Source organism: Priestia sp. P5_B4, from assembly GCF_056400385.1.
The window spans coordinates 1-895 of the sequence record NZ_JBFULJ010001208.1; the positions used below are offsets into that span (position 1 = coordinate 1).

Consider the following 895-nt stretch of genomic DNA (forward strand, 5'->3'; position numbering starts at 1 on the left):
ACTCATATAGAGAAACAGCATGAATCTTCTTGCAATCCATTTGTATATTTACAATGAACGCACCTTTCTCTTTGTTTCAATGAAATAAAAAGTATTGCTATTATTCTTAATAATTATTGGTTTAATAGGATTCCTAGCTTTTAAAGTTGTTAAAAGGTTAAAAAAGAAATAAGTAACAAGAAGGACCTGCTATCAAAACAGTAGGTTCTTTTTAATAAGAAGATACATAATACCAGTTTTTATGTACTTTTTTTATTTGTTTAAAATGCCCGTTAAAATCGCTTTTTGAAGGTTTGTTATCGTTTGGATTATATACAAACCCCGAAAAATTGTCTAGCATCCCACGGTATGTAAAGAAAAGAATTGATTTAGCCTTTCCTTTTGTTTCTACTACGATGTCGCCCCCACCTTTAGACAATTGAGTATACTTTTTAGGTAATTGAATAAGTGATGGACTATCAGATACATTAGGTTTAATAACACCATTTTCTATTTGAGTTGCAACCTCTTCTCTCTTATCTTGATGGATTTTAAAGTTGAGATCTAAGTTGACTTGATTGAATGGAAATAAAAACCATAATGAGATAGTAATGAGCTGAATAACAAACGGCTGCCACTTTCTCTTTTTAAAAAGGTGAATTGATGTCCATATAGTCATTATGATAAAGAAAGCATATACAAATAACCAAATAGGTAACATTAAAAATTCTGTTATCATATCAATCAGATCCCACTGGAACAAGGACACTAAAATAACGAACAAACTACTAATTAGCGATAAAAGCAACAATCGACTACGTTTCACACATTTTCCTCTTCCTAAAATAATTCTTTTTTACCTTAATTATATGTTAAAATCCTTATAAAAGCGTATATATAATTCATACATAATTTG

General features: G+C 29.4%; 1 protein-coding gene. It reads right to left on the bottom strand.

Annotated features, from left to right (window positions below; translation table 11 throughout):
- Nucleotides 1-211: 211 nt before the first annotated feature.
- A complete protein-coding gene (locus AC1DRF_RS29980; protein WP_427076771.1) occupies nt 212-805 on the bottom strand; it encodes a hypothetical protein in 594 nt (197 codons plus the stop codon).
- Between the last annotated feature and the right edge of the window lie 90 nt (nt 806-895).